Here is a 20,126-nt window from a genome sequence, read left to right as displayed (position 1 = left end):
CGGTGCCGTCGAAGGCCAGCCTGTCGTTCAAGCCGTCGCGCTTTAACGTGCAGGCCACGACCAGCGAAGGATGGCTCCTGCTTTGGAATACCTACAGCGGATCGATGAATGCCTTTCGTCCCGAGCAACACGACGCGGTACGGGACCTGATCAGCCAGAAGACCACGGCGAGCGACGCATCGAAGATCGCGCGTTACCTGGCTGAACGCGGCTTCCTCGTTCCTGCGGCGGCTGACGAACTCAGGCGTGTGCAGATGGCGTTCGGTTCGGACATCCACAGAACGGACAGGCTTGAGTTCATTCTCCTCGCCTCGGAGGATTGCAACTTCCGCTGTACGTACTGTTACGAAGATTTCCGCCGCGGCACGATGCAGCCCGACGTGCGGGAAGGTATCAAGAACCTGGTGAGGTCGCGCCTGGGTTCCCTGCGGGAACTAAGCGTTTCATGGTTTGGTGGCGAGCCCCTCTACGGCATGGATGCGATAGACGACCTCGGGCCCTTCTTTGCCGAAGTGGCTGCCGAAGCGGGCCTGCGTTACGACACCCACATGACGACCAATGGCTATCTTCTTACCGAAGAGGTGGCCGACAAGTTGCTCGCCTGGAAGATCAATGACTTCCAGATCACCCTCGACGGGCTGCCTGATGACCACGATCGTCATCGTGGCGGCCGCGATGGCAGCGGCACGTTCCAGGTGATCTTCGATAACCTGTGCACCCTGGCGGCGCGGAATGACCATTTCACTGTCGTGATCCGGGTCAACTTTGACCAGCAGAATGCGCCGGGTCTCGAGCGCTTCCTGCTGATGCTTGAGGAGCGGTTCGCCCACGATGACCGCTTCATCCTTGCATTCCATGCGGTCGGCCAGTGGGGCGGTGCCAATGACGCGAACCTGGCGGTATGCGGTACGGATGAATCGTACGCGGTGCGCAAAAAGCTGACGGCCGCCGCGCGGAAGCTTGGGCTCCACGTCACGGGAGGGTGGCGGCCAGGGCTCGGCGCCGGTGAGGAGGTGTGCTATGCCGCGCGTCCCTACAACTTCATCGTGGGCGCCCACGGTGACCTTATGAAGTGCACGATCGACCTGGACAAGGCCGATCACAACATGGTCGGGAAGATCCGGCCGGATGGCACGCTTGATCTCGATACCGACAAGATGGCCCTATGGACGGAGCCAGCGTTCGAGCGCGATACCGGCTGCCAGGGCTGCCACATGCTCGCGGCTTGCCAGGGCGTGCACTGTCCGAAGATCCGCATTGATTCCGGCGAGCGACCGTGCCCGGGTATCCGGAGGACGGCGAAGCAGGAAATGGTCGCTTTCTTCGAAGCCTCCCGGCCAGCCGTGGCGGGTAGTGATGGGCCGCAAGCGGCGGCCGTTGCGGAGCTCGTACCGTGAGCGCGTCTTCGCTCAGCGCGTGGTTAGGTTCGGATGCCATCGAGCCGGAGGCTATGAAGCAGCGGCTGGAGGCGTTGTCTGACGAGGAGCTCTGCCACTACGGGCTTCGCGCCTATCGGATGAACCTCCTGGCGCTCCTGGGCGGTAGGCGAAGCACGGCGGAAATCATGCGTCTTGCGCGCGAGGCGGCATTGAGCAAACTTTGGCTCGGCTGGCTGTACCACCATCACACGCTGCCCAGGCTGACATCAGAGGCGCGGCCGCCGGCCGTCACTGGCCTCCCTTTGCAGACCATCCGCGATATGCAGGCTGCGGGTCGCGGGATCGTGGTCGTTACCTTTCACCTTGGCCACATGCGGCAGCTACCTTCCGACCTCGCTCACGCAGGGATAGAGGTGCTGGTGCCCCTTGCCGCGGATGCCTTCGGCAACTACGAGTCCGCGCGCCAGGCCAACCCCGAAGCCGCGCTTTGGAAGCACTTCAGGCACGTATGCGTGGAGGTGCGGGGCGGAGCCCTGGTGCTGGCGCGTGGCCTTGCGCGTGGGGCTTGCGTGGTTTCCACGATCGATGGAAACACGGGCATTGATGGGCCGCGCGGCAGTGATCGCCGGCAAGCGGTTGGCATGCTCGATACCGACGTAAAGGTGAAGAATGGCCTGATCGCGATGGCAGCTCGTTTCGGGGCGGCTATCCTCCCGGTGGTTGCCGTCACGCGTGATGGCAGGCCCACCTGCCAGTGCCTGCCCTTGCTTGATCCCGGTCGCCCCCTGCAGGGCGATGCCGCCGCTGCCTTCGTGCAGGCGACCACAGCACATGTATACGCCTGGTTTGGCGAAGTTCTTCTCGAGTCTGCTGGGGAGTGGTGCGGCGGCGACCTCTTTCACCAGTGGCGCCTGCCGCGCCGGCAGCCCGAGCGCCCGGCGGTCGACGTGGAGGACGACCTGGTCCATGCCCTCGGCCGAGGAGACGGCTTGGCCCTCGATGCATCGCGCGTGATGGAACTGCCGGGTAATGGAGAACGGATCCTCGTCGATGTGCAGTCCACACGCTGCTACCGATTCGCCCAGGACGACGATGCCTTCATGGAGCAGATCACTGGCCCCGTGGGCATCGACCAGGCATGGCTTGATGGATGTGATGGCGCACGACGCGAAAAGGCCTTGAAGCTTCTGCGCATGCTCGCCAGCCGCCATGCCGTCATTCCCGTCCGGTCGGGTGCCCTGGCCTGATCGGCCTTGAACATGGGAATTGCCACCTGTCGATGTACCGGGTGGTGGTCGTTGCTTGTCGAGTACATCACGCGCGCGGCGGGGGAGGCCTGCTGCGTTGAATGCTCAACCAACAGAGGAAACGTATCGTGTCCAACACCATCGAGACGAAGGAAGAATCGTTGCTCATCGACGAGTTCGAAATCATCGAGCTGGAAGACCGCCTTGAGCTCTCCGATCGTTGTAACGGCCGTTGCAACGGCAAGAGCAGCTCGCCGTCCGCGTAATTCCATTCACTGACAAGGAGATCACCATGAGCAACAACATCGAAGCAAAGGACGAGACCCTGTTGATCGACGAGTTCGAAATCATCGAACTGGAGGATCGTCTCGAACTGGCGGACCGCTGCAACGGCCGCTGTGATAAGAGCAAGGCGCAGTAAAGCGCGCCTGCTTGCCGAACGTGCCCCGCCGGTGCGAGCTGGCGGGGCACCCGGGTACGCCATGACATGAGCGATGCGATGACACTTATCGTCAACCCCCTGCTCGAGGTATCGGATTTCGATTCCGATGCCAGCCGGCCGATGAAGTTGTGCGTGCTGCCCCGCGCAGACGGGGAGGGTGATGTACGCTTTGCGGTCCCCGCCGACTACCTGGCATTGGCCGGTAGTTTCGACGGCGAACGGACCATCGTCGAGGCGATCGACGTGTACCGCGCGCAGCAGGATACGCCGCGCGACGTGGAATGGTTGCGTAAACTCATTGAGCAATCGCTGCTGCCCAGCGGCATTCTTGTTGGCCCTGGCCAGGATCCTGCAAGGGCGGCGACCAGTGCCCAATCGACCCGATCCTTCCTGCATATCAAGTTGCCCATCATCAAGGCTTCGGTGGTCGCGCCCGTGGCGCGCCGGCTCTCATTCCTGTTTCGCGGGCAGGCCATGCTCGCCGGCCTGCTGATGTTCGTCGCCATGCACGTCTATGTGTATGCATTCCTCCTCAAGGGTAGCCAGTTCGATTTCAACCAGCTCGACATCACCAGCATCCTGCTGTTGATGCTCATCTCGACACTCGCCACGCTATGCCATGAGTTCGGCCACGCCAGCGCCGCGTCGCATTTCGGCTGTCGCGACATGACCATAGGTTGGGGGGTTTACCTCGTCTACACGGTACTGTGGACCAATGTCTCCGATGCGTGGAAGCTGCCCCGGCGTCAACGCGCCATCATTGATATCGGCGGCGTCTACTTCGAATCGTTTTTCCTGGCCGCGCTGGTGGCGGCTTACCTCGCGACCCACCATCCGCTGTTCCTGTTCGGGTTCGTCTTCGTCGATCTTTCCATCGCGAATACCTTCAATCCGTTCCTACGCATGGATGGCTACTGGCTCGTCAGTGACCTGTTCGGGATCGTCAACCTGCGCAAGCAGCAGGAAGCGTGGTGGCAGGAGCTGGCAGCCCGGGTGCGTGGTGCGCGTGGGCCGACGCGTACGACATTGAGCCGCCGTGCGCGTTGGGTGCTTTCCCTGTACACGGTGGCTGGCACCCTGTTCATCGCGTTCGTGCTCAAGACCATGTTCCAGGTGGTCGTGCTTAACGTGTTGCGCAACCTGCCGGCATTCGTTGACGAGCATGTGCGCGTGATCAGTACGACGCCATCGGCCCTCAATGTGGCCCATGCCTTCCTCGAGACAGGTTGGCGATTGCTGGTCATCGTCGGTGCCACCATGACCTTCTGGAATATCGGAAGGGGCCTGCTGAGGGCCTTGCGCCGGCTCACCGCTCCTCAGGACATGCCGGGTAGGGTGGCTTGAGATGACGCTGGATGCGCTGGGCGCCGCCGCGCCATCAGAACCCACCGAACCGACGCCCCGGCTGATCGTTCAGGCGCGCGGCCTGATGATCGAAGCCCAGGGCGAGCTACACGTGCTGATCGTGGATACGACGTCAGGGCGGCGTGCCCGCATTGGCCGCGGTGCTTACCAGTTGCTATGCCGTTTCGCCGAGCCCACCACCCTGGAGGCCGGCACCACGGGCGATGCCGATGGCAGGTGGGCGCGGGGCGTGCGGGCTTTGCTCGAGCGTGGGCTCCTTGTGGATGCCGCGAATCCCCCCGTACATGCCGTGGCGCCACGACGGGCCGTGCCGCTGCGCTTCTGCCATGCACCGGCCGCAGCTCCCGGCGATGAGCCGGATATCACCGTGCTGGGCGTCCCGTACGACCTCGGCGGCACGGGTAACCACCGTGATGCCCCCTCTCTGATACGGACGAAGTCGCAAGACTATGTGTATCTGGTGGATTTCGATTCGCGGTTGCCATTGGGTTGGCATGACGGAGCGGCAGGGCATCGGATCATGGCTGGAGTAAGCCTGTGCGACGCGGGCGACGTGCCCGTGCATTTCGGCGAAGAACAAGCGGAGACGATGGACCGCATTGGCGCGGCGCTTGCGACCCTGCCTGGAGTGGCCTCGCTTCCCGTCATCCTTGGTGGCGATGCCACATCCACATACGCCGCCGCGCGGCACGCGGCGCTGTCGGGGCCACTGAGCGTCGTACGTATCGCAGCCCATCCCGCGGGAGTGGTTCCGGATGACGAACTGGTATGTGTCGAGAACCTCGATCGCCAGCTCGCACGCCTTGGCGGGGTGCGTAGGGTACAGACCCTGCAGGGCCTGCCCGCGCGCGGAGCACTTCCCAGCGGCAACGTCTTCCTGGCACTCGACCTCGGTGCCCTGGATCTTGCCGTACCCCGACAAGGCCGGGGACTAACCATCGACGAGACAGACGCGTTGGTGGCGGCCGTTGCGGTATCCGGCCGGCTCGTGGGGATGAACGTCACGGGGCTGGACATGGACCGCCCCGAGGCTCCCCTCGCAGCGGTTGCCGCATGCCACGTGATCCTGCGTGCCATGCACCGCGCGGTGGCCTCGCGGAGGCGCGCATGAGCGCAGCGACCCTCTTTGGCTGGCCCATCCACGGGGAAGCCTTGTCCAGGAGCGATAGCTTTCGCGTGCTCGGCGTGCCGTCGGATCACGGCAACGGCGTTTCCCGCGGCGCCGCACTCGCGCCTGCCGCCATCCGTCGTGCATCGCACGGCCTGGCCACCCGGCGGCAGGTGGGCTGCGATGGTGGAGACGTCCTCGTCCCCGCCGGCCTCTCCGTGGGCAGCCTGGTCGAACGCGTTTACGAGGCTGTCACCGGTTGCCTCGATGACGGACACCGTCCGTTGTTGATCGGCGGCGATCATTCCCTGACCTTCGCACCCATCGACGCCCTGCAGCAGCGGCACCCGATGGGCGTGGTGTGGTTCGATGCGCACACCGATTTCAGCCCTTGGCAGGGCACGCGCGGGCACAGCCACAAGCAGGTCCTGCGCCGCGTGGAAGCACTGCCTGGCGTGCAACGCATCGTGCAGGTGGGCTACCGCGGCTTTACCGCGGACGACGAGACCTGCCTCGGGAGCAAAGCGCACGTGATCCCGGCCGTCGAAGCGGCGACGATGCACCTGCCCGCTTTGCTGCGGCTCATGGATGCCCAGCTGCCGTGGTACGTATCGGTAGACATCGATGTCGTCGAACCGTTCGAGGCGCCGGGTACCAGCGCGCCGGTGCCTGGTGGCCTCACGCCTGCACGCCTCATTGAACTTGTCACGGCGATCGCCCGGCACCGAAGGGTTTGCGGAGCGGACGTCGTCGAGGTTAACCCCCGTTTGGATGTGGGCGGCATGACATCGGCCATCGCCGCAACCGTGCTCCACGCCGTGGCGGACACCGCCGAACACTCATCCGCCCGCGCCTAACGAAGGAAGCACGGCCATGGAAGCGAAAGAGATCCCTGTTTGTTCCGCTGCCACGTTCCAGGAACTGATCGAGCGGGATTTCACCGTTCTGGCCTCTACGCCTTTCATCATCAAAGGTTATGTAGAACAGTGGCCGGCCTGGACGCGCTGGCGTGACCACGGGCTGTTGCGCGAGCGTTTTGGTCACCTTCCCGTCACCGCCGGAGCGCCGCAGTTCACGACGCACCGAGATACCCGGATGTGCCAGGTGCGCACCGATTTCGCGACCTATCTGGACTACGTCGCCGACCCCGCCGCTATCGATGAGCTTTTTGCCGGGCGTTGGACGCGCGGTGATTCAACCCTGCTGAAAGAGCTCGGCTTGCCGCTCTACTGTGGCAACCTCCAGCTTGTCCGGCATGCGCGTGACGCCGTGTTCGATGAGATCTCGCCTTCGGTTCCACCCGGCCTGGGCTGCCTGAATGATGAGATCCCTTACTACTATCAGTCAGGCAACCACGTGTGGCTCTACGTCAGCCTGCGTGGCGCGTTGACGCCCCTGCACCAGGATAACAACGCGGTCATCGCGTACCTTGGCCAGCTGCAGGGTGAGAAGGAGGCGATCCTTTATTCGCCCACCGACAGGGCGCATTTTTACTCTGCTGGGGTTGGTTACCTGGACCCGCTCAACCCGGACGACGTCGATTTTCCCACCTGGCGAAAGGCCACGCCCTGGCGAGGGCGCCTGGGGCCGGGCGACCTGTTGATATGGGGGCCGAACTGGGCACACCACGTGGTGACGCTATCCGACTCGATCACGGTAAGCCACGACATGGTTAGCATGCTCAACCTGGCCGAGTACGCCGGATCGGCAGACTGGCGCGGCGAATTGGGTCATTTCGCGCGAAAGCACGCCGACCTCGTGCGTGCGCGCACCCAGGATAAACGACTCCACGCACTGCTTGATGATGGCGAGCTGGATGACATCGGCCAGAGCCTGATGGCGGTTGTACTCGCCAACGCCCTCAAGGGCGACCTGTCGGCGCGTTCGCGCGCGACGAAGCAGGCATTGCTGGATGCCCTCGACGCACAGGCGGTGGCGTGAGTGAGCAGTAGCGCGAACAGTGCACCCCCTGGGCACGCCGACGTGGATGCCGGGGACTACCTCGTCCTTGCACCGGGGTTCGTGGTGGAGTCGCTTGACGACAGGCAGGTTACGATCTGCCTGCAAGGCGTAGGCACGCGCCTGCGCCTACCCAAAGCGTTGCACGCCGCACTCATGCGGTTCATGCGGCCCTCCCTGCTGGCTGCCGTGGCGGAGCCGCTGGGCTCGGCCGCCTGGCGTGCCCTGGACCAACTGCGTGCACGCGGCTTTCTGGTTCCACCGGGGACACCGCCTGTCGCGCGATTGCTGACAGACCCGCCAGTCCGGCTGTTCGACGGCCCCGCCGCGAAGCTCGTCGCCAGCGAAGCGGATATCGTTGTCGTCGGGTTTCCCTGGGATTTTGGCGATCCCGCCGCCGCGGGCGCGAGACGCGGGCCGCTGGCCCTGCGCGAGACATCCCTGCAGTTGCTTTACAGCGTGGACCCCATCACCGGGCGCGCGGCGGGCTGGTTCGATGCCGATGAACGCCGTCCGATCCTGCAAGGCGTCGCGATCGCCGATGCCGGCGATGTGCTTGTCCGCCATGGCGAGCCGGCCAGGCATGTGTTCGAGCGTGGGCGCGAGGCGTGGCGCATCCTGACCAGCGGCGGTGCCACGGGCATCGTGCTGGGCGGCGATAGCAGCGCCGCTTTCGTCCCCATCAGCGCGTGCGCAGGGCCTGGCGAGGTCGATGTCATACGCGTGTGCACGGGTGGCGGCAAGACCGCGCAAGGCGATGCGCTGCCAACGGCCAACACGCTCGCTTCGCATGCACTTGCCCTGTCCGGTGTACGGCATTACTACGACCTCGTACCAGCGGGGCGACCCGAACAACGGCCATGGCCCGGCGCAGGCCGGTATCGCCAGGTGACGCCCCAGGGTGGTGACGCTTCGTGGCTGGATGAGGCGGATGTGCCGGTTCACCTTGGCATCGACATGGCGGCGCTGGCATCGGCGACATCGACGGGTTTCGATTATCGGACAGTGCGCGCCATCGTAACCAGTGTTGCCCGCAACCGGCGGGTCATCTCGATCGATGTGTGCGGCTTGAATCCGGCGCACCCGTGCTGGGGCGCGCTCGCGATGACCGCGCTCCACCTCCTTGTCGCGGCGGTATCAGCTGCCAGGGGTTCTTCATGACGATCCCGCCCTCGCATCCAACGACGCTCTTTGGCTGGCCGCGAGACGCGCGCCAGGGAGGGGGCGCGGCGGTTGCCGTCGTAGGCGTACCATCCGACTACGGCAACGCGTACGTATCGGGTGGCCGCCAGGGGCCGGCCGCTATACGTGGCGCCAGCCTCGGCCTGGACGTGCCGATGGATGCCGGCACCGACCATGGCGATATCGTCGTCGACGATGGCGTGGACTGGCCAGGCATCGTGGCGCGAACGCAGGATGCCGTTCTCACGCGTCATCTCGCCGGGGATATTCCGCTGGTCATCGGCGGCGACCACGCCGTGTCTTATGGTGCGATCGCGGCCATCGCCTCGCGCACACCGATCGACATCGTGTGGTTCGACGCGCATACCGATTTTTGCCCGTGGGACGTCGGACTTCCGCACAACCACAAGCAGGTACTTCGCCGCGTAGCGACAGTACCCGGGGTGGATCGGATCCTCGTCGTGGGGCATCGGGGCATGACGTACTTCGACGAGTCCACCCAGGATCCGCGTCTGGACGTCGTCCCGGTGGACGGTGGCATTGCGGGCCTCCCGCACGCGTGGTTGCGGCCGGGCGCGCCTGTCTATGTGTCGGTCGACATCGATGCGCTCGATCCCAACATCGCTCCCGGCACGGGCCACCCGGTTCCCGGCGGCCTGACGATCGCCGATGTGGTGGGGTGCATCCAGGTTATCGCCGCGCAGCGGCAGATCGTGGGGTTCGACCTGACCGAGGTGAACCCCCTGCTTGATCACGATGGCATGACCGCGCGTGCGGCTGCCACCATCCTCGCCCACGTCACCGTGCTCGTTGCCGCGCAGGCGCGCGCCGGTGGCGATCCGTTTTTGCACCGTTGCCAGGGAGCTTACGCATGAAGGCCCGTGCCATTCCCGTGATCGACGTCGCTGAGTTTGCCCGGTTGTATCGCGAAAACCCGAGGGTTCTCCATGACAGCCCGTGGATCATCAGTGGCTACATACAAGACTGGCCGAGCTACGCGGCGTGGCAGGACCTCGGCGTGTTGAGGGAACGTTTTGGCCACATAGGCGCGTTCGCGAAAGCACCCAACTTCGTCACGCATCGTAGCGCCAGTCTTGTGAGCGTCGAGACCGATTTCGCCCGTTACCTCGATTACATCGAGCAGCCGGACCGCGCCAGGGAGCTCTACGAAGGGCGCTGGCTCGAGGGATCGTACGAGGCCTTCGCTGCGCAGGACCTTCCCTTGTACTGCGGCACTTTGCGCTTCGTACACCGCGCAGACGATCCGACCTTCGCGGAAGTATTTCCGCTCGTCCCTGCACCGCTGCAACCGGTTAACCATGCGCTTCCCTATTACTACTCGCTGTTCAACCACCTGTGGCTGCTGGTAAGCCTGCCCGGCGCATTGACGCCGCTGCATGTGGATAACAACGGCACCATCGCCATGATCGCCCAGCTACGAGGGCGCAAGCGTGCGACGCTCTATGCCCCTCGTGACCTGGCGCATGTCTACCAGGCAGGTATCGGTTTCATGGATCCAGAGGCGCCCGACGACACTGAATTTCCGACGTGGCGAGAGGCCACCCCCTGGCATGCCGAGCTCTTGCCGGGGCAGGTGCTCTACGTAGGGACGGAATGGGCCCACCATGTACGCACACTCGAGACATCGGTCTCGGTCAGCTTCGATTTCGTCGACGAGAGCAACCTTGCGGACTACGCCATATCCCCGGACTGGGCAACCGTGCTCGGCCAGCGAGTGAAGGCCCGCCCCGACACGTTCCTGCAGAAGCTTTCGAGCCACCTTCGGAGCACGGATATCGCGACGCTACCCCCGGTGGAACTCGGGCGGAAAGTCATGCGGGCGGTACTCGCATCGTCGCTGGCGACGGATGGTGATGGTCAGCTAGCGGCCGTCCGCGCATCGTATCTTCGCCATCTCGATGACCTGGCCATGCGGGGGGCAGCATGATCGAGCAAACTGTTTTGCTTGTAGCGGGCGCGGAACCAGTGAAAGTACCGGCGACACGCCGGCTGATTGTCATCAAGCCTTCAGGCGCCGCGCCGACCGTCGAGGCCGAGGGCGATATGGAAGCCATCCACGCCGATGAGATGACGCTTGGCGGTGTACTGGCGGCCCTCGACCAGGCCGGTGTGCGCCAACTGATCACCCGCGTGGCCTGCATGGATGAGCAATATGTGCTGCTGGCGGCGAAGATCCGCGAAGCGCTAGGGTTGCCGGGGCAATCATTCATGAGCGCGCGCGCGTTCCGCAACAAGCTGTTCATGAAGGAATATCTTCGTACGGCAGGGACGTTCAAGCTGCCCGCTTTCTGGTCGCCCCTTCAGCGGCGTGCACAGGAGGAAGTGTTTTCCCCGGACGGGATCGTGTCCATCGTTCGCAAGCCGTTGTTGGGCTCGGGTGGTATCGAGGTACGTATCTTCCCGGATATCGCAAGCGTTGACGCGGTCGCACAGGATGAAATGCTTGAGGCATTCATCGACCTTCCGATGCTTCACGTCGACGGATTGGTCGTGGATGGCGAGGTCAGCTTCTTCGCTGTATCGCGCTACCTCAATTTCTGCCTCTCGTTTACCGAGTTCACCTACGTTGGTAGTGAGTTCTCCCATGACGCGGCGCTCAACCGGCGCGTGGAAGCGGCAATGCGCGAAGTATTCCGTTTGCTGCCCGCATTCCAGGACGGCGCCTTCCATCTGGAGATGTTTTATTCCGAGACCGAACTCTATTTCTGCGAGATAGCCAGCCGTCCTGGCGGCATCGGCATCGTGGCGGCCATCGAGGCGGCCTACGGGATCAACCTGTACCAGGCTTCTTACGCGGCGCAATGCGGCGCGGCACCGGCCCCTCCCGCGATCCGACTCGCGGAGACCTCGTGGCTGCTTGTGCCCCATGGGGTCCCGCTGTCAGTGGACCAGGCCTATATCCGTACGCTTCCGTGGATCGTCGAGTGCTTTGTCGATGATGCTGGCGAACGAAGCCAGAGTAGCCATTGCGCGGACGGCCAGTTCAAGGCGGTGTTGCGTGGTGACACGCTTTCCCAGGTTGCCGAGAGACGCGAAGCCCTGCTTGCAGCCATTGGATATTCCCACCAGACGGAGCGGATGACGCATGAATACAGCTATCAGTGATCGCCCCAGGCTTCTCGCGGCATCAGGTCGGTCGCTTGGTGAGATCGACGACGATACGGTCTGGAGTGACCTTGCGCGGCATGGTGCCGTGCTCTTTCGGGGGTTCGGAGTCGACGCGGACGCATTCCATGCCTACGCGTCCCGCTTCAGCCGTGGCTTCCTGCTCTCACCCTTCGGTGACAGGAAGCCTGCCAGCGACCGCAACGAGCTGCAGACCGTCACCGTTGGCCAGGCCGCCCTCGATCTGCACTTCGAGTACGGAAACAGCCCGTTGCGGCCCGACCTTCTCTGGTTCTACTGCCGCCGCGCCCCGCGCGAGGGCACCGGCGGGGAAACGTTGGTAGCCGATGGTGCGGCCATTCTTGAAAAGCTGTCGCCCGAAGCGCGTGCCATCCTGGCGCGGCGTCGCATCCGCTTCCGCAACTACGTTCCGCCGGAAGCGTTCGATGCGATCCTCACGGGAAATTCCGTGGTGCATGCGTTGCTCGGTGGCGACGTGGAGCCTGCCCTGGCTAGCCGCGGCGTCAGTATCACGGAGCGTAGCGATCGCCGTGTCGTCTTTGAGTTCGCCGTGGAGGCCCTGACCCCCGTGCACGACTCGGGGCAGCAGGCGGTTAGCCAGAACGTGTTCACCCAAGCCTATAAGCGCCCCGATCATGAGGACGCCGAAGGATCCTTCAGTACCCAGGTGACCTGGGAGGACGGCAGCGAGATTGATGCGGGCTTGTTAGATGAGCTTCGGTTGGCCGCCCGGTCCATCACGCGTGGCATACGTTGGCAAACCGGCGATTTCGTTCTGATCGACAACTACCGTGTGCTGCATGGCAGGAACCAGACCAGCGACCCGGAGCGCGATCTGGTGATGCTCTGCTCGTTCAGCACACGCTTCGATGCGGGGGCGGCGCCCATAGCCTGACGAGTGGCCGGGTCGGGGGGCTGGTATCCTAGGCGGCATGAACGATCGCCTCCCCGAACCCGGCGCCGACGAGCGCGCGCACTCCGACCACCTCACCGGTCTCCTCCGCGAAGAGATCGCTGCGCACGGCCCCATGCCGTTCTCGCGCTTCATGGAGCGCTGCCTGTACACGCCGGGGCTCGGCTATTACAGCGCCGGCAAGGCCAAGTTCGGTGCGAAAGGTGATTTCGTCACGGCTCCCGAACTGGGCACCCTGTTCGCCCGCTGCGTGGTCCGCGCCTTCGAACCCGTGCTTGCCTCGCTCGGCCCGGATGCCGATTTCCTCGAGATCGGCGGCGGCAGCGGCGCCTTCGCTGAAGTAGCCCTGCGTGCCCTCGATGCGGCCGGCAAGTTGCCGCGCCGCTACATGATCCTCGAACCGAGCGCCGACCTGCGCGACCGTCAGCGCACGCGCCTGCACGCGAACCTGCCGCCCGAGGTGGCGCAGCGTGCGGTGTGGCTCGATGCACCGCTGGAAGAGCCGTGGGATGGCGTGCTCTTCGCCAACGAAGTGATCGATGCGCTCCCGACCACGCGCTTCACCACGCGCGATGGCGAGGTGTACGAGGAATACGTGGTGCTGGATGGCGACGGGCGCTTCATGCGCACCGACCGTCCGGCCGATGTGCTGGTGAATGGCGCCGTCCGTCACCTCGAGCGCGACCTGGGCCGCGAGTTCGAAGCCGGCTACCGCACCGAGGTGCTGCCGCAGCTGCCGTACTGGATCCAGGCGGTGGCGGGCACCCTGCGCAAGGGCGCCATGATCTTCGCGGATTACGGCTACGTGCGTAGCGAGTTCTACATGCCCGAGCGCACCGACGGCACGCTGCGCGCCTTCTATCGCCACCGCGCGCATGGCGACGCGTTCTTCCTGCCGGGCCTGCAGGACCTCACCGCCTCGGTGGACTTCACCGCACTGGCGGAAGCGGGCAACAGCGCAGGGTTCGGCGTGGCGGCATACATGCCGCAGGCGCAGTTCCTCATCGCTGCCGGCATGCAGGAGTTCTTTGAAGAAGACTACCTGGCCCTTACCGACGAAGCCGCCCGTTACCGCCTGGCGCAGGAAGTGAAGAAGCTCACACTGCCCGACCAGATGGGCGAGCGCTTCCAGGTAATGATGTTCGCGAAGGAAATCGACGAGGCCGCGCTGCCCGAAGGCGTGATGTCCGCCGACCAGGGCGCCCGTCTCTAAACGAACGCCTTTGTAGGAGCGCGCTCCTACAGGGGCTTCGAAACGCTGGCGATGGCTGCGGCTTGCGCTTTTTTCATCGCCTCGCCAATGGCGGGGCCTTGCAGGCCCTGGTCGGTGAAGGGTTTTGACGTGATCGCCGCCGCGGCCTCGCGGCAGGCGCGCAGGTAGTCCGCCTGCGGGTAGGCATCGTGTTCGTGGTGCAGGCGGCCGCGCTTGTCGGCGAGGCAGGCGAGCAGGAAGGTCTCCAGCCGCTCCGGGCGGCGTAGCGCGCCCAGGGCTTCGAGCAGGCGCAGCACCGTCGTCGGCTTCAGCTCGAAGGCCTGGTGCGCATTGAGGTGGTGCCTGCACACCATTTCCGCCATGAAGGCGTAGTCCGAAGGCACCTTGAGGCGCGCTGACATTGCCTGCACCGGTTCGATGCCGCGCTGCTCGTGCATGATGTGCCGTGGCAAGACATCTGCCGGCGTGAGGGCCTTGCCGAGGTCGTGGGTGAGGGCGCAGTAGCCGACCAGCGCATCGCCTGGCGCGATCGTCGCCGCGGCGCGCAGCACCATTTCAATATGGATGCCGGTATCCACCTCGGGATGGAATTCGGCCCGCTGCGGTACGCCATACAGCGCATCCACTTCGGGGAACAGCACGCGCAACGCGCCGCAGTCGCGCAGTACGCGAACGAACACATCTGGCATCGGCTCGGCGAGCGCCTTGCGCGTTTCCGCCCAGACACGTTCGGGTACCAGATGATCCACTTCCCCTTCTTCGACCATGCGCTGCATGAGCGCCATGGTTTCATCGGCCACGCGGAAGCCGAGCGGCGCGTAACGTGCGGCGAAGCGTGCGACGCGCAATACGCGCACCGGATCTTCCACGAACGCAGAAGAGACATGCCGAAGCAGACGCGCCTCGATATCCGCCACACCGCCGTACGGATCGACCAGCCGTCCATCGTCGTGCTGCGCGATGGCATTGATGGTGAGGTCGCGCCGTTCCAGATCCTGCTCGACCGTGACGGTCGGTTCCGCGTGGAAGGCGAACCCGTGGTAGCCGCGGCCGGTTTTCCGTTCGGTGCGGGCCAGCGCGTATTCCTCCTTGCTATCGCCGTGGAGGAATACCGGGAAATCCTTGCCGACCGCGCGGTAACCCTTCGCCAGCATCTGCTCCGGCGTGGCGCCTACGACCACCCAGTCGCGATCGACGACCGGGCGGCCGAGCAGTTGGTCACGGACAGCGCCGCCGACGAGGTAGATCTCCATGGGTGCCTTGCGTTCGTGGAATCAGGGGCGACGGCGGCTGCGGGCCTCATCGAGGCGGCGCTGGCGTGCCGGCGGGCCCAGCAGGCGTGGGAGCCATGCCGAGAGCGATTGGGGCACGATACCGAGCCGGGCGAGGCCGTCAACCGTGCCGACGGAATCCGTGCGAAGGGTGAGGAAGTTATCCGGGGTGAACGGCTTTCCGGGGGCGAACTGGGCCACCGCGGCCTGCAGCCGGCCCAGCGCATCGGGCATGGGCAGGATGGCGCGCCGCCGCCCCCGCGTGTCGCGGATCGCGCGCACCAGGTCCACCAGTCGCCACACCTCCGGCCCGTACAGCTCGAAGGTCTGCAGCAGCGACTCGGCAGGATTGGCGACGCAACGTGCGATCGCCTCGACCACATCGCCCACGTAGACCGGCGTGATCTTCGCGTTGGGGCGAGGCAACGGCATGGCCGGCGCGACGCGGAGCAGCGTGTCGAAACGTGTGACCAGGCCATCGCCCGGGCCGAACAGCGTGCTCGGTTCGTACAGGGTCCAGTCGAGCGTGGAGCCCTTCACCAGCGCTTCCGCTTGGCCCCGAGTGCGCAGGTACTTCGATGCGCCCTGGCCGGCCTTCAGCGAGCTCATCTGGTGCAGGCGATGCACACTGGTGTCCCGGCATGCCTCGATGACCGAGCGCGTCAGCTGCACGTGCACGCGGTCGAACGTATTGCGGCCGCCCTCGTTCAATATCCCGACGAGGTTGATCACCGCATCGGCGCCAGCGAAGTGCTTGCGCAGTGCGGCCGGGTCGTGGACGTCGGCCGACAGCAGGGTCACGTTACGGCCCATGCTCGCGTGGCGGTGTGCCTGGCGATTGCGCGTGAGCAGGCGTATGTCATGGCCATCAGCGGCCAGGCGCGGCACCAGCGCCGTACCGACGAACCCGGTGCCGCCAAGCATCACGATGCGCTGGGGATTCATGGCGGCTGCCTCCTGTGGGTTATGGCTGGGAATCCTTCGGATCCTGTGCCGCTGGTGCCGACGAGGCGGCGGCTGGTGCGGGCTCAAGCGCCGCCGGTGCGCTCTGCGGCGCGGGCTTCGCGATCGCAGGCGCCGGGCAGGTCACCTGCTTACGCACGGCGCCCGGCGACGGGAGCGCGTAGGACGAGCCGATGCGCGTCATCCGCGAGCTAAGCGGCAGGGCATTGCCGTTGAGGCGCCAGTCGTAGATCACCGCGAACGCCATCACCCGCGCCACGTACTCGCGGGTTTCCTTGAACGGGATGCTGGCGACGAAAAGATCGGGATCCAGCGTGCCGCGCGCTTCCACCCATTGGTCGACCTTGTACGGGCCGGCGTTGTAGGCCGCGCTGGCAAGCCACGGGGCGCCATTGAAGCGCTGCGCCATCTCCGCGAGGTAGCGCGTGCCCAGCACGATGTTGGTGGATGGGTCGTACAGGCTCTCGCCGCCTGCCCAACTGAGGCCGTTGTGTTTTGCCACGTTGGCAGCCGTGCCAGGCAGCAGCTGCATGAGGCCACGTGCATCGGCGCCGGAGCGCGCATCGCTCATCCACGCACTCTCCGCGCGGATGATCGCGTAGGCCCACGGGGCTTCGATGCCGGCCTGCGAGGCCTGCTCGACCACGCCATCCTGGCGCGCGAGCGGGAAACGCTGCTCGTAGAGGCGCAGGGCATCGCCCGACGAAAGGGTGAACACCGCGCGGTCGTACCAGCCCTTGCGGAAGGCGAGGTCGGCGGCGAGGCGCTGCGTGTCGGCATCGCGCCCGTTGAGCGTGGCCGTCCATTCGCGGCGCGCCAGCTTCTGCAGGCCGACGGCGTAGAGTTCGAACGCGCGATCGAGACCGGGCTCGGCGAGCAGTTGTGCCTCACGCGCATCGTCGGTCGCCATGCTCGACGGGCAGATGGCATACGAGGTGTTGAGCTTGTCGGCGGCGAGGAAGCCGAAGTACGTGGCTTCCTGCGACACAGGGCGCAGCAACGCGGCGGCTTCACTCTGGCGACCCAGGTGCGCGAGGACCACGGCGCGGAAGTAGCGCCACTCGCCGTCGTCCTTCTGCGCGGTGCCGAGGGCATCCAGTGCGGCGAGCGCGGCCGTCCAGTCCTGTCGTGCGAGGGCCACGCGTACACGCCACTCGCGGGTCGCGTCGGTCTGCGCGCCCGGCGGCAGCGCAGCGAGGCGATCCAGCGCGGTCTCGTCGAAATCCGTGGCATGGAACAGGGCGATCGCATTGAGGATCGCGCCGCGCTGCTGCTCGGTGAGCGCAAAGCGCGAACCAAGCTGCGACCACGCGCTATCGGCGGCGGCGGACTGCTTGCGGGCGAGCCGCTGCAGCGCCAGCGTCACGGCCTGCCGGTTACGCGGCGAATCGGGCCAGGTCGCGGCATCGCGTGCCGCGTTGGCGGGGTCGTTCAGGGCCTGGCCCAGGTGCTGCCCAGCCTCCGTATCGGAAGGCGAGAGCCACGCGGCCAGCGATGCGACGGTGCCACCTTTGCCTGCGTTGGCGGCCACATCGATGCGCGCCCAGAGGCGGTCGTTGGTCAGCAGGCCCTGGTCATGGGCCGCGGCGATCACCGGATCGCAGCTGTTCGGCAGGCTGGCCTTGCGCCACAGGTCGGCCATGTCGGTTTCGAACACCAGCTTCTCGCCGCGTGCGAGCTTGGCCTGCAGGTTGAAGCAGGTCAGCGAGTCGCCCAGGCCCGGCTGGTACATGGCGGTGAATGACGCCCAGTCCTTGCGCCGTGCCAGTTCCCCCAGGAAATCGCGGCGCAGGTCGGCGGCGGGGATCATCCCCGGGTAGCGGCGCAGGTAATCCTGCACGCGGATGCTATCCAGCGTGCGCAGGTCGTGTTCCAGCGCGGCCTGCTCGATGTACGGGTAGATCGAGTACTTCTCCAGACCGGTGGCCTGGGCGCGCCATGCATCGCCACCCTGTTGCGCGGCGGTGGCATAGGCCTGCCTGAACTGCGTGCGCTGGGCCTCGGTGCCCTCGGCAAGGGCACCATGGGTCGCGCCAAGGGTGCAGGCGGCGAGGACAAGGCCGGCCAGGCGGCGGAACGCGTGGGCCATCGGGATTCCTTCACGTAGACGTCCCCATCATTGTAAGGGAAGGACGTGCGCAAGCCGGATGAACGGATGAACGCGCCCACCATCGCGTGGAAGCGCCCCGGCGGCTAAGCTTGCGGGGTTTTCCCGCGCTCATCTGGAACGGCATGCCGCCCCAAACCGCCCTAGCGCGATTCGCGCGCCCGCTCGCCTGGATCGTCCTTATCGCCGCCGCCGTGTTCGGCGCCGGCTACTGGTACCTCCTGGGCCGCCCCGTGGCCTTGCCGGATTCACCTACGGCAAAGATCGCGTGCGTGTCCTATGCGCCGTTCCGCCTCAAGGGCGAGACGCCGTTCGATGTGCACGCCTTTATCCCGCCCGAGCGCATCGAAGCCGACCTGCAGGCGCTTTCCCAGCGCTTCGATTGCGTGCGCACGTATTCGATGGGCCAGGGACTGGGCGCGGTGCCGGATATCGCCGGCCGCTACGGCATGAAGGTGCTGATGGGCATCTGGCTGGGCCGCGACCCGGTCGCGAACGAGCGCGAAATCGAACTGGGTATCGCCGCGGCCAAGCGCGACCACGCCAGCCTGCGGGGCATCGTCGTGGGTAACGAGGTGATGCTGCGTGGAGAACTTTCTGAAAAAGCGCTCGCCGCCTACATCCAGCGCGTGAACGATGCCACCGACGTACCGGTGACCTACGCCGACGTCTGGGAATTCTGGGAGAGGCACCCGGCGCTGGCGAAGGCCACGGATTACCTCACCATCCACATCCTGCCGTACTGGGAAGATGAGCCGGTCGCGCCCGAAAAGGCGGTTCGCCACGTGGCTGATGTGTACCAGCACATGAAGGCGCAGTTTCCCGGCAAGCAGATCATGATCGGCGAGACCGGCTGGCCCAGCCAGGGCCGCACGCGCCGCGATGCCAGCGCTAGCCTGGTCAACGAAGCCCGTTACATCCGCGAGTTCCTCAACTACGCGGCAACGGTCGACATGCCGTACAACGTGATCGAAGCGTTCGACCAGCCGTGGAAGCGTGATCTCGAAGGCACCGTCGGTGGCTATTGGGGCATCTTCGATGTGGACGCGAAGCCCAAGTTCGCGATGACGGGCCCGATCGTCGAAGAGCCGCGCTGGACATGGGCCCTCGCCGCAGGTGGCGTGGGCACGCTGCTGTTCCTCGCCGTCGGCGCCGTGCGCCGCCGCTGGCATGGTGCGCCCGGCTGGTTCGCCCTGGCGCTTGCCGGGTTTGCCTCGGGCACGGCGTTGGCTGCACACGCGCGGCTGCTGTTGTTCTCGTGCCGCAACACGCTGGAGTGGGGCACGGGAATCGTGATTGGCGCCATCGCGCTGTTCACCGCGTTGTCGCTGGCGCGCGCGGTGGCTTCGCGACTGGCGTCACCGGTGAACCCTGCGGCGGTCGCGCCGCGCCCGGCGGAGCGCCGCCGCCTCGGTATCACTTACTCGGATGCGTTCACGCCCCAGCGCTTCTTCTGGATGTTCGTGCTGGCGCTCTACGCCATCCTCATGGTGTTCAACGGCCGCTACCGCGATTTCCCGATCGGCCTGTTCGCGCTGCCGTGCATCGGGTTCTTCCTGCTCTCGCTGCTGCGTACGCGCGAAGACGTGCTGATGCCGCTCGTCGAGGAGCGTCTGCTGGCCATCCTCATCGCTGGGTTGGGCGTAGCGGTGGTCGTGCAGGAGCTCGGCGCGAATCTCGTGTCGTGGGGCTGGATGGTGCTGGGCTTTGCGCTGGCGTTGCCGGTGCTGAGCGCGTGGCGGCGGGCATCCCGCAGGTAGGAGCCCACCCTGTGGGCGACGCCGTTCGTACAAACGCCACAGGGTCTTGTCGGTTCACCGCGAAAAGATG

18 protein-coding genes are annotated in these 20,126 nt (G+C 65.5%); 15 read left to right on the top strand and 3 right to left on the bottom strand.

The window, feature by feature from the left end:
* Positions 1–2: 2 nt before the first annotated feature.
* The 14 genes from L2Y96_RS20480 (at position 3) to L2Y96_RS20420 (ending at position 13,955) form a co-directional block, all read left to right on the top strand.
* Positions 3–1,397, top strand: a complete 1,395-nt coding sequence (locus L2Y96_RS20480; protein WP_247329971.1) for a radical SAM/SPASM domain-containing protein — start codon at positions 3–5, stop codon at positions 1,395–1,397.
* Positions 1,394–2,626 (top strand): lysophospholipid acyltransferase family protein, encoded by a 1,233-nt coding sequence (locus tag L2Y96_RS20475; protein WP_247329968.1) that lies wholly within the window; start codon positions 1,394–1,396, stop codon positions 2,624–2,626. The genes L2Y96_RS20480 and L2Y96_RS20475 overlap by 4 nt, the downstream gene beginning before the upstream one ends.
* A 128-nt stretch (positions 2,627–2,754) precedes the next feature.
* Positions 2,755–2,892, top strand: coding sequence for a hypothetical protein (locus tag L2Y96_RS20470; protein ID WP_247329966.1), 138 nt, complete (start codon positions 2,755–2,757; stop codon positions 2,890–2,892).
* A 26-nt stretch (positions 2,893–2,918) separates the two neighbouring features.
* Positions 2,919–3,047, top strand: coding sequence for a hypothetical protein (locus L2Y96_RS22945; RefSeq protein ID WP_256452195.1), 129 nt, complete (start codon positions 2,919–2,921; stop codon positions 3,045–3,047).
* A gap of 78 nt (positions 3,048–3,125) precedes the next feature.
* Positions 3,126–4,412, top strand: coding sequence for a hypothetical protein (locus L2Y96_RS20465; protein WP_247329964.1), 1,287 nt, complete (start codon positions 3,126–3,128; stop codon positions 4,410–4,412).
* A gap of 1 nt (position 4,413) precedes the next feature.
* Complete coding sequence (locus L2Y96_RS20460) at positions 4,414–5,544, top strand: arginase family protein (RefSeq protein ID WP_247329962.1); 1,131 nt, start codon at positions 4,414–4,416, stop codon at positions 5,542–5,544.
* On the top strand, positions 5,541–6,398 hold the full coding sequence (locus tag L2Y96_RS20455; protein WP_247329960.1) for an arginase family protein: 858 nt from the start codon (positions 5,541–5,543) through the stop codon (positions 6,396–6,398). Before L2Y96_RS20460 ends, L2Y96_RS20455 begins: the two co-directional genes overlap by 4 nt.
* Positions 6,399–6,414: 16 nt before the next feature.
* Positions 6,415–7,482: a cupin-like domain-containing protein gene (locus L2Y96_RS20450; RefSeq protein ID WP_247329958.1), complete on the top strand. Its 1,068-nt coding sequence runs from the start codon at positions 6,415–6,417 to the stop codon at positions 7,480–7,482.
* Positions 7,483–8,661 carry an arginase family protein gene (locus L2Y96_RS20445; protein WP_247329956.1) on the top strand — a complete coding sequence of 393 codons (1,179 nt, stop codon included), beginning with the start codon at positions 7,483–7,485 and terminating at the stop codon, positions 8,659–8,661.
* Entirely contained in the window at positions 8,658–9,557 is a 900-nt protein-coding gene (locus L2Y96_RS20440) for an arginase family protein (RefSeq protein ID WP_247329954.1), read from the top strand. The genes L2Y96_RS20445 and L2Y96_RS20440 overlap by 4 nt, the downstream gene beginning before the upstream one ends.
* Positions 9,554–10,630: a cupin-like domain-containing protein gene (locus L2Y96_RS20435; protein WP_247329952.1), complete on the top strand. Its 1,077-nt coding sequence runs from the start codon at positions 9,554–9,556 to the stop codon at positions 10,628–10,630. The genes L2Y96_RS20440 and L2Y96_RS20435 overlap by 4 nt, the downstream gene beginning before the upstream one ends.
* On the top strand, positions 10,627–11,808 hold the full coding sequence (locus L2Y96_RS20430) for an ATP-grasp domain-containing protein (protein WP_247329950.1): 1,182 nt from the start codon (positions 10,627–10,629) through the stop codon (positions 11,806–11,808). Before L2Y96_RS20435 ends, L2Y96_RS20430 begins: the two co-directional genes overlap by 4 nt.
* On the top strand, positions 11,789–12,724 hold the full coding sequence (locus tag L2Y96_RS20425; RefSeq protein ID WP_247329948.1) for a TauD/TfdA family dioxygenase: 936 nt from the start codon (positions 11,789–11,791) through the stop codon (positions 12,722–12,724). Before L2Y96_RS20430 ends, L2Y96_RS20425 begins: the two co-directional genes overlap by 20 nt.
* 37 nt (positions 12,725–12,761) lie before the next feature.
* A complete protein-coding gene (locus L2Y96_RS20420; protein WP_247329947.1) occupies positions 12,762–13,955 on the top strand; it encodes a class I SAM-dependent methyltransferase in 1,194 nt (397 codons plus the stop codon).
* Between the two features lie 26 nt (positions 13,956–13,981).
* On the opposite strand, the gene L2Y96_RS20415 is transcribed toward L2Y96_RS20420, so the two are convergent.
* Genes L2Y96_RS20415 through L2Y96_RS20405 form a run of 3 tightly spaced genes read right to left on the bottom strand, consistent with a single transcriptional unit; the run spans position 13,982 to position 18,278 of the window.
* Positions 13,982–15,208, bottom strand: coding sequence for a multifunctional CCA addition/repair protein (locus tag L2Y96_RS20415; protein WP_247329944.1), 1,227 nt, complete (start codon positions 15,206–15,208; stop codon positions 13,982–13,984).
* 21 nt (positions 15,209–15,229) lie between these two features.
* Entirely contained in the window at positions 15,230–16,171 is a 942-nt protein-coding gene (locus tag L2Y96_RS20410; protein ID WP_247329941.1) for a complex I NDUFA9 subunit family protein, read from the bottom strand.
* A gap of 19 nt (positions 16,172–16,190) precedes the next feature.
* The gene (locus L2Y96_RS20405) at positions 16,191–18,278 is read right to left on the bottom strand and encodes a transglycosylase SLT domain-containing protein (protein WP_247329938.1); all 2,088 of its coding nucleotides are present in this window, start codon (positions 18,276–18,278) and stop codon (positions 16,191–16,193) included.
* A 143-nt stretch (positions 18,279–18,421) separates the two neighbouring features.
* On the opposite strand from L2Y96_RS20405, the gene L2Y96_RS20400 reads away from it, so the two are divergent.
* Complete coding sequence (locus L2Y96_RS20400; RefSeq protein WP_247329935.1) at positions 18,422–20,056, top strand: glycoside hydrolase family 17 protein; 1,635 nt, start codon at positions 18,422–18,424, stop codon at positions 20,054–20,056.
* Positions 20,057–20,126 lie beyond the last annotated feature (70 nt).

Source organism: Luteibacter aegosomaticola (assembly GCF_023078475.1).
Classification (GTDB): Bacteria; Pseudomonadota; Gammaproteobacteria; order Xanthomonadales; family Rhodanobacteraceae; genus Luteibacter; species Luteibacter aegosomaticola.
Note: the sequence above shows the minus strand (reverse complement) of the source record. Positions and strands in the feature narration are given on the sequence as shown.

Bases quoted from the DNA above. Each gene is read 5' to 3' on its own strand.
- L2Y96_RS20430 (WP_247329950.1), top strand. From the start codon at position 10,627: ATGATCGAGCAAACTGTTTTGCTTGTAGCGGGCGCGGAACCAGTGAAA.
- L2Y96_RS20405 (WP_247329938.1), bottom strand. From the start codon at position 18,278: ATGGCCCACGCGTTCCGCCGCCTGGCCGGCCTTGTCCTCGCCGCCTGC.
- L2Y96_RS20425 (WP_247329948.1), top strand. From the start codon at position 11,789: ATGAATACAGCTATCAGTGATCGCCCCAGGCTTCTCGCGGCATCAGGT.
- L2Y96_RS20420 (WP_247329947.1), top strand. From the start codon at position 12,762: ATGAACGATCGCCTCCCCGAACCCGGCGCCGACGAGCGCGCGCACTCC.
- L2Y96_RS20465 (WP_247329964.1), top strand. From the start codon at position 3,126: ATGACACTTATCGTCAACCCCCTGCTCGAGGTATCGGATTTCGATTCC.
- L2Y96_RS20455 (WP_247329960.1), top strand. From the start codon at position 5,541: ATGAGCGCAGCGACCCTCTTTGGCTGGCCCATCCACGGGGAAGCCTTG.
- L2Y96_RS20450 (WP_247329958.1), top strand. From the start codon at position 6,415: ATGGAAGCGAAAGAGATCCCTGTTTGTTCCGCTGCCACGTTCCAGGAA.
- L2Y96_RS22945 (WP_256452195.1), top strand. From the start codon at position 2,919: ATGAGCAACAACATCGAAGCAAAGGACGAGACCCTGTTGATCGACGAG.
- L2Y96_RS20440 (WP_247329954.1), top strand. From the start codon at position 8,658: ATGACGATCCCGCCCTCGCATCCAACGACGCTCTTTGGCTGGCCGCGA.
- L2Y96_RS20415 (WP_247329944.1), bottom strand. From the start codon at position 15,208: ATGGAGATCTACCTCGTCGGCGGCGCTGTCCGTGACCAACTGCTCGGC.
- L2Y96_RS20435 (WP_247329952.1), top strand. From the start codon at position 9,554: ATGAAGGCCCGTGCCATTCCCGTGATCGACGTCGCTGAGTTTGCCCGG.
- L2Y96_RS20460 (WP_247329962.1), top strand. From the start codon at position 4,414: ATGACGCTGGATGCGCTGGGCGCCGCCGCGCCATCAGAACCCACCGAA.
- L2Y96_RS20400 (WP_247329935.1), top strand. From the start codon at position 18,422: ATGCCGCCCCAAACCGCCCTAGCGCGATTCGCGCGCCCGCTCGCCTGG.
- L2Y96_RS20410 (WP_247329941.1), bottom strand. From the start codon at position 16,171: ATGAATCCCCAGCGCATCGTGATGCTTGGCGGCACCGGGTTCGTCGGT.